Consider the following 5,856-nt stretch of genomic DNA (forward strand, 5'->3'; position numbering starts at 1 on the left):
AGGATGTTCGGCTTTCTCGTCTCCTGAGCTTGCGCCGGGGCGATCGCGCCCCAGAGAAACGCCACAGTCGTCAACGCACCGAGACTGTAACTAAGGCTCTTGCGGATCATTTTCAGCTCCTCCGGTGAATACACATCTTCCGTTCGGTGGTTTTCACCCGGACGCATGAGAGGGCAACCCATCGAAATTCGGCGTGCGCGTTTAAAACCTTGTATTGACGGATGCGCCGGAAGGACGCCGGAGCATTCGCGTCTGCTATCCGTTGAAATTGGAATTACGCCCAGTTCACGTAATCGCTGCCTATGCGAACGCCACTCGTCTCGCTGCCTGCGCGTTCTGGAATCCGCCGACAGGACGAAAGTGGCGGCCCCAGTTTGCCCAGGGCCGCCGCGCGAAGGTCAATTGCCGGTCGGCAAGGGAATGTTCACGCCTCCCTTTGCAAGCTCCTCGCGAACCCACTGGAAGCGCTCATAGTTCGAAAGCGTGAGCGGACCTGTGTATCCAAAGCTTTGCAGCTTGCGCGGAGGGTATTCCACGTAGGTGGCCATGATCTTCTTCAATTCTTCACCCATGACCACGCCCATCCAGGTCCGCTCGGTAAAGTTATTCATGAAAATGTCGTAGCGCTCCTGCGGGTCCTGCCACAGGTCAAACACCTGAGGCACGGTGGCGACATATTTCTCCGCGCCCTTCCAGCCGAGGTTCGAGTCGACAGCCAGCCCACCGGTCGAGGCTCCGTCATCGCCACGGATGTTGAACGCGAACTTGTAGTTGTTGACGCGAATCGCTCCGGGGGAGAGCTCGTTCTCGGTAAAGTAGAACCATGATTTGCGCGCAGACTTGCCGTTGCCAAGAAGGATCGGCGACATGTCATAGCTGTCGAAGATGATTGGCTTGTCTTCCCGGTCCTTATCGGGCAGCGGCACCCCGCCAATTGCGGCGAATGTCGCCATAAGATCGAGGCCGCCGACGATGTCGTGATTCTTTGCCCGCGGCTTGATTTTGCCGGGCCACACGGCGATCGCGGGAACGCGATTGCCGCCCTCGCGCAAAGTGCCCTTGCTGCCGCGGAACGGCGTATATCCGGCATCCGGATAAACGTCCTGCCAGGCTCCGTTGTCCGTCGTGTAAAAGACCAGGGTGTTACTGTCGAGACCGGTTTCACGGAGCTTGTCCATGATCCTGCCGATGTGCGTGTCGAGTTCCACGACTGAGTCCGCATATTTGCTCTTCGATAGGGACTTGTGCTGGAACTCGGGAGCAGGAAGGTTCGGCTGGTGCACCTTCATGAAATTCACGTTGATGAAGAACGGTTGATCGGGCTTCTTGGCAGCCGCATCAAGGAATTCGAGTGCCGCCTTTTCGACATAACCGTCGAAATAGGGGATGCCGACAACGCCCTCCTTGCCGTCGATCACCGGCGTGTCGACGTACTGGCCGTTGATCTTGAAGTCCTCGGTCACCGGCCCGCCGGCTTTGCCGGACAGCGCTCCTTTGGTCACCTTCTGGAACATGGCCCTGAGTTCCGGATCCATGTCCGGGAACCAGGTCGGATCGGCATAGGTGTAGGCGTTGAGGTGGTAAAGGCCGACATATTTCATTTCGTCGTAGCCCTGTGCGGTGGGCATCGCATAGTCTGCCTCGCCAAGATGCCATTTGCCGGTGAAATAGGTTTGGTAGCCGCCTCGCTTTAGAACGGACGCAAGCGTCCATTCGGCTGCCGGCAGACCACCACCCTGGCCCTGGAAGGCCACGGTGGTCATCCCGCTGCGGTTCGGAATGCGCCCGGTCTGCATGGCTGCGCGGCCAGGCGTGCAACTTGGCTGGGCATAGAAGGAAAAAAACGTCATGCCTTCGTCGGCCAATCGGTCAATGCTAGGAGTTGGCATGCCGCGACCTTCGCCGCCGCCATAGGGACCCAGATCGCCATAGCCCGTGTCGTCGGAGACGATGAAGAGAATGTTGGGCTTCGTTTGTGCTTCCTGGGCTTGCAGGGGGAATGCGGTACACCAGAGAACGGTTGAAGCAGCCAATGCTCCAACACCGCAGATGATCCTACGCTTCATTTCGAGTCCTCCGTTGAGATCTCCGGTCGAACGGTGCTTCACCCAGGCGCACGGAGACAAACGCCGCGGTGCGCTTACTCACTCAAAATCAATCGAAACAACTGGAGCAATATCGAAATTCTGACGCCTTTCGATCGGAACGGCATCCACCCCGAGCCTCCGTGCGGGTTACGAACGACACTCGTGGCGAGCACCCTACCGAACGGCGAGCCGCAGCGATATTGTACCTTGGGGCAACCATTACAGATTGTGATCTTCTTGACTCCATTGGGTGAGTTGTAAGGGCGACGCGGCTTTGCTATTTGTCGATGAGCTTCTCGGGGCAAGGGATGGGCTTGGTGCGCAATTGGAAGATACGATCGCGCCGGCTCGGGTGGCGAGCGGCTCTCTGCTGCATATTTCTTGTATCGATTGCTGCGGTGCCATCCGCGTCTAAGGAGATCGTGGGCCGGGATCCACGTGTTCTCATTCTCTACCCATATGACGAACGAATAGCCGCGACGACCGCGGCCGGAGAGGCCGTGAGGACGCGTCTGCTCGACGCGACCAAAGGAAGGATCGATCTCTTCTCCGAATTTCTCGATCTTTCGAGATTTCCGGAGTCGGAGCACGTCGGCCGAATGTCCGGATATCTTTCGGCCAAGTATGCGGATCGTCGCCCTGATGTGGTGATTGCGCTCGGCGAAGAATCGGCGCGGTTCATCTCTGCGAACCGCAAGAACCTTGCGGACGGTGCAAGGATAATCGTCGCCGGCTTCAGCAGATCCACCGCCGAAGAAATGGGCCTGCCCAGCGATGTGGTCGGAGCCTTCAGCGAGTTTCACATCGTCAAGACTGCGGAGATGGCGCGCGGACTCCAGCCGGCGGCGCGTCATCTCTTCATTATCGGGGGCTCATCAGAATTCGACCGTTCGTGGCTCGCCACAGCGCGGGCCGATCTTGCGGCTTTCTCCAGGGATTACGAGACGACCTATCTGGAGGACTTGACGATCGACGAGTTCACCAGGCGGGCCGCCGAATTTCCAAGTGACAGCATCGTCCTGGCGCTAACGATCTTCAAGGATCGCGACGGCCGCAATTTCGTTCCGCGCGAAGCGGTCAAACAGATTTCGGAGACTGCCAACGCCCCGATTTACGGTCCGTATCTCACTTATATCGACTACGGTGTCGTCGGGGGCAGCGTGGTCACGTTCGAGTCGCTGGGAAAGACCGTGGCCGACCTCGCACTGGATGCCATTGCTGGCAAGCCCGTTTCCAGTCGCGAGTCCCCCCAAACCTATGTCGCAGACGCGAGGCAGCTCCAACGCTGGGGGTTGTCGCAGAAGAACCTTCCTCCGGGCGCAATCCAGACGTTCAAAGAGCCGACCTTCTGGGAACAGTACTGGCTCGCCACAGTCACCGCACTTGCCGTCATCACGGCACAGGGCACCGTCATCTTCGGACTCCTTGTCGAACGCCGCCGCCGCCGGGCCGCGGAGACCGAATCACGCCTTCGTCTCCTCGAAGTGGTTCATCTCAACCAGTCCGCGACCGCCGGCGCGCTCTCCGCATCGATCGCCCACGAACTCAACCAGCCGCTGGGTGCCATCCGCAGCAATGCCGAGGCGGCGGCAGTCATCCTTCAGTCCGAGCGGCCCGATCTCAAGCTGATCGAGCAGATCCTTGTTGACATTCAGGACGACGATCAGCGCGCACATGACGTCATTTCCCGGATGAGGGGTCTGCTTAAGAAACGCGGCGAGATCGATTGGCAGGAGTTCGATCTCAATGACGTGACGACGAGCGCGATAAGGATCCTCCACGGCGAGGCCGCGCGAAGAGGCGTTGTTGTCAGTTCCAACCATGCCCCACGGGAGCTGCCGGTGCGAGCCGACAAGGTTCATGTCCAGCAGGTCATTCTCAACCTCGCGACCAACGCGATGGACGCAATGGTGGACGTGGTGACGGCTGAAAGGAGGCTGATGCTTGAGACAACGCTGACGAGGGAATCCAAGGTGGAGCTGTCGATTTCCGATACGGGCAGCGGCATCCCCGACGAACAACTCGCCAGTGTTTTCGAGCCGTTCTATACTACAAAGCCCGCCGGGACAGGGCTTGGGCTTTCCATCGCGCGAGCGATAGTCGAGACCTACGGCGGCAAGATCTGGGCGGCCAACCGCCCGGAAGGCGGAGCAGTTTTCCGCATTGTGCTACCTCTCGCACGAAGTGGGTGAAGCAATTGGAACCCGTCGTTCATATCATCGATGATGACCAATCCTTCCGCACCGCAGTTGGAAGGCTGCTTTGGGCGTCCGGTTTCCGCGTGGCTCTCTATGAATCCGGCGATCAGTTTCTCGCGCAATTTCCGGACTGCGAACATGGCTGCGTCCTACTCGACCTTGGTCTACCTGGCCTAAGCGGGCTGGAGCTGCAGGATAGGTTGGCCGAGAAAGCGCCGCTGCTACCGATCGTGTTTCTGACGGGGCAAGGCGACATCAGGGCAAGCGTTCGAGCGATGAAGGCTGGCGCTGAGGATTTCCTGGAGAAGCCGGCCCCGAGGGAGGCGCTGCTGGAGGCCGTCGAGCGGGCGTTGCACCGATGCGAAACACGGTGTCGCGAGCAGGATCGCATTCATGGACTCCGGGCGCGTCTGGCGAACCTGACGCCGCGGGAACTCGAAGTTTTTGGCCTGATCGTCCGGGGCAAGCTCAACAAGCAGATTGCCTATGCGCTCGGTACCTCCGAACGGACGGTCAAGGCACACCGTCACAACGTCATGGAAAAGCTGGGGGCGCGGTCGCTGGCGGAGACGGTGTCGATCGCCGAGAGACTAGGGCTTGTCGATGCCACGGCGGATCCGCTGCGACGGTAGCTCACAGAACGGACCGCTTCACCAAAGGACAATAGCCAGCCCTCGACGTCGGTCATATCGTCATGATCGGGGCTGGTCATGCTTTTCGCATTGGCTCCAGAAAGGCGTCAATTGGAAAGCCCACCCCGCACCGTCGCTGTCGTCGAAGACGATCCGAGCATGCGCAGGAGCGTCGAACGATTGTTGAACGCAAATGGTTTTGCGACCGAAGGACATTCGTCCGCGGAGGCCTTTCTCAGGCGTGCCAATGCAAGCCGGATTGGCTGTGTGGTGCTCGATATCCACTTGGGTGGCATGTCCGGCGTCGAGCTCTGGCACCGCCTCAAGGCCTCCGGTGTCAATCTCTCGGTCATCTTCATAACCGCCGTGGAGGATGAGGCGCTGGAACTGGAGGCAGTCAAGTCGGGCTGCGTGGCGTATCTGCACAAGCCGTTCCCAGCCGAATTGTTGATCAGCGCCGTCAACAGAGCATTAACCGCTTCGTCAGGCGATTGAAGAGGTTGGACCCGCTTCTCCAAGGGGCGATAGGCAGGGGTTGTATTTTGGCGCATGACATGAGGGCAACGGAGAGTGCATCGCGGCAGGCAATAGGAGCGGCGATCAGACGCTAACGTTGCGGCGTTTCGGATCGATAGCCAACACGTGGAGACGCAGCATGAAATGGCTCAGATTTTGGCGGCGAATGCGCGAAGCATTGGCGATCGGCTCCTGTCTCATTGCTCCTTCGTTGCTTGTCGAAACCGCATTTGCGCAGCAATCGGCGCCAAACATCCTGTTCATTCTCGCCGACAACGTCGGCTACGGCGACATCGGCGTCTACGGCGGCGGGGAGCTGCGCGGCTCGCCGACGCCGCGCATCGACCAGCTCGCCGCAGAGGGCCTGCGGCTGACGCAGTTCCTGGTCGAGCCATCCTGCACGCCGTCGCGCGCCGCTTTGAT

At 59.5% G+C, this 5,856-nt stretch carries 5 protein-coding genes; 4 read left to right on the forward strand and 1 reads right to left on the reverse strand.

The annotated features are described in order from the left end of the window. Positions 1-398: 398 nt before the first annotated feature. Positions 399-2,066, reverse strand: coding sequence for an arylsulfatase (locus ASE60_RS19700; protein ID WP_057252244.1), 1,668 nt, complete (start codon positions 2,064-2,066; stop codon positions 399-401). A gap of 329 nt (positions 2,067-2,395) precedes the next feature. Here ASE60_RS19700 and ASE60_RS19705 point away from each other — a divergent pair, with 329 nt between their 5' ends. From ASE60_RS19705 to ASE60_RS19720, 4 genes are all read left to right on the forward strand, one after another. Continuing rightward, positions 2,396-4,279 carry a HAMP domain-containing sensor histidine kinase gene (locus ASE60_RS19705; protein ID WP_057252245.1) on the forward strand — a complete coding sequence of 628 codons (1,884 nt, stop codon included), beginning with the start codon at positions 2,396-2,398 and terminating at the stop codon, positions 4,277-4,279. Then, complete coding sequence (locus ASE60_RS19710; protein WP_112997375.1) at positions 4,276-4,917, forward strand: response regulator transcription factor; 642 nt, start codon at positions 4,276-4,278, stop codon at positions 4,915-4,917. The genes ASE60_RS19705 and ASE60_RS19710 overlap by 4 nt, the downstream gene beginning before the upstream one ends. Positions 4,918-4,995: 78 nt before the next feature. Further along, positions 4,996-5,412, forward strand: a complete 417-nt coding sequence (locus tag ASE60_RS19715) for a response regulator (protein ID WP_057252247.1) — start codon at positions 4,996-4,998, stop codon at positions 5,410-5,412. A 160-nt stretch (positions 5,413-5,572) separates the two neighbouring features. Continuing rightward, a partial coding sequence (locus tag ASE60_RS19720; RefSeq protein WP_244495673.1) for a sulfatase-like hydrolase/transferase occupies positions 5,573-5,856 on the forward strand: 284 nt, incomplete at its 3' end.

It is taken from the genome of Ensifer sp. Root278 (genome assembly GCF_001429285.1).
Lineage (GTDB): Bacteria > Pseudomonadota > Alphaproteobacteria > Rhizobiales > Rhizobiaceae > Ensifer.

What these genes read in the sequence shown, in the direction of transcription:
- ASE60_RS19700 (WP_057252244.1), bottom strand. Translation starts at nt 2,066, where the DNA reads ATGAAGCGTAGGATCATCTGCGGTGTTGGAGCATTGGCTGCTTCAACC.
- ASE60_RS19705 (WP_057252245.1), top strand. Translation starts at nt 2,396, where the DNA reads ATGGGCTTGGTGCGCAATTGGAAGATACGATCGCGCCGGCTCGGGTGG.
- ASE60_RS19715 (WP_057252247.1), top strand. Translation starts at nt 4,996, where the DNA reads ATGCTTTTCGCATTGGCTCCAGAAAGGCGTCAATTGGAAAGCCCACCC.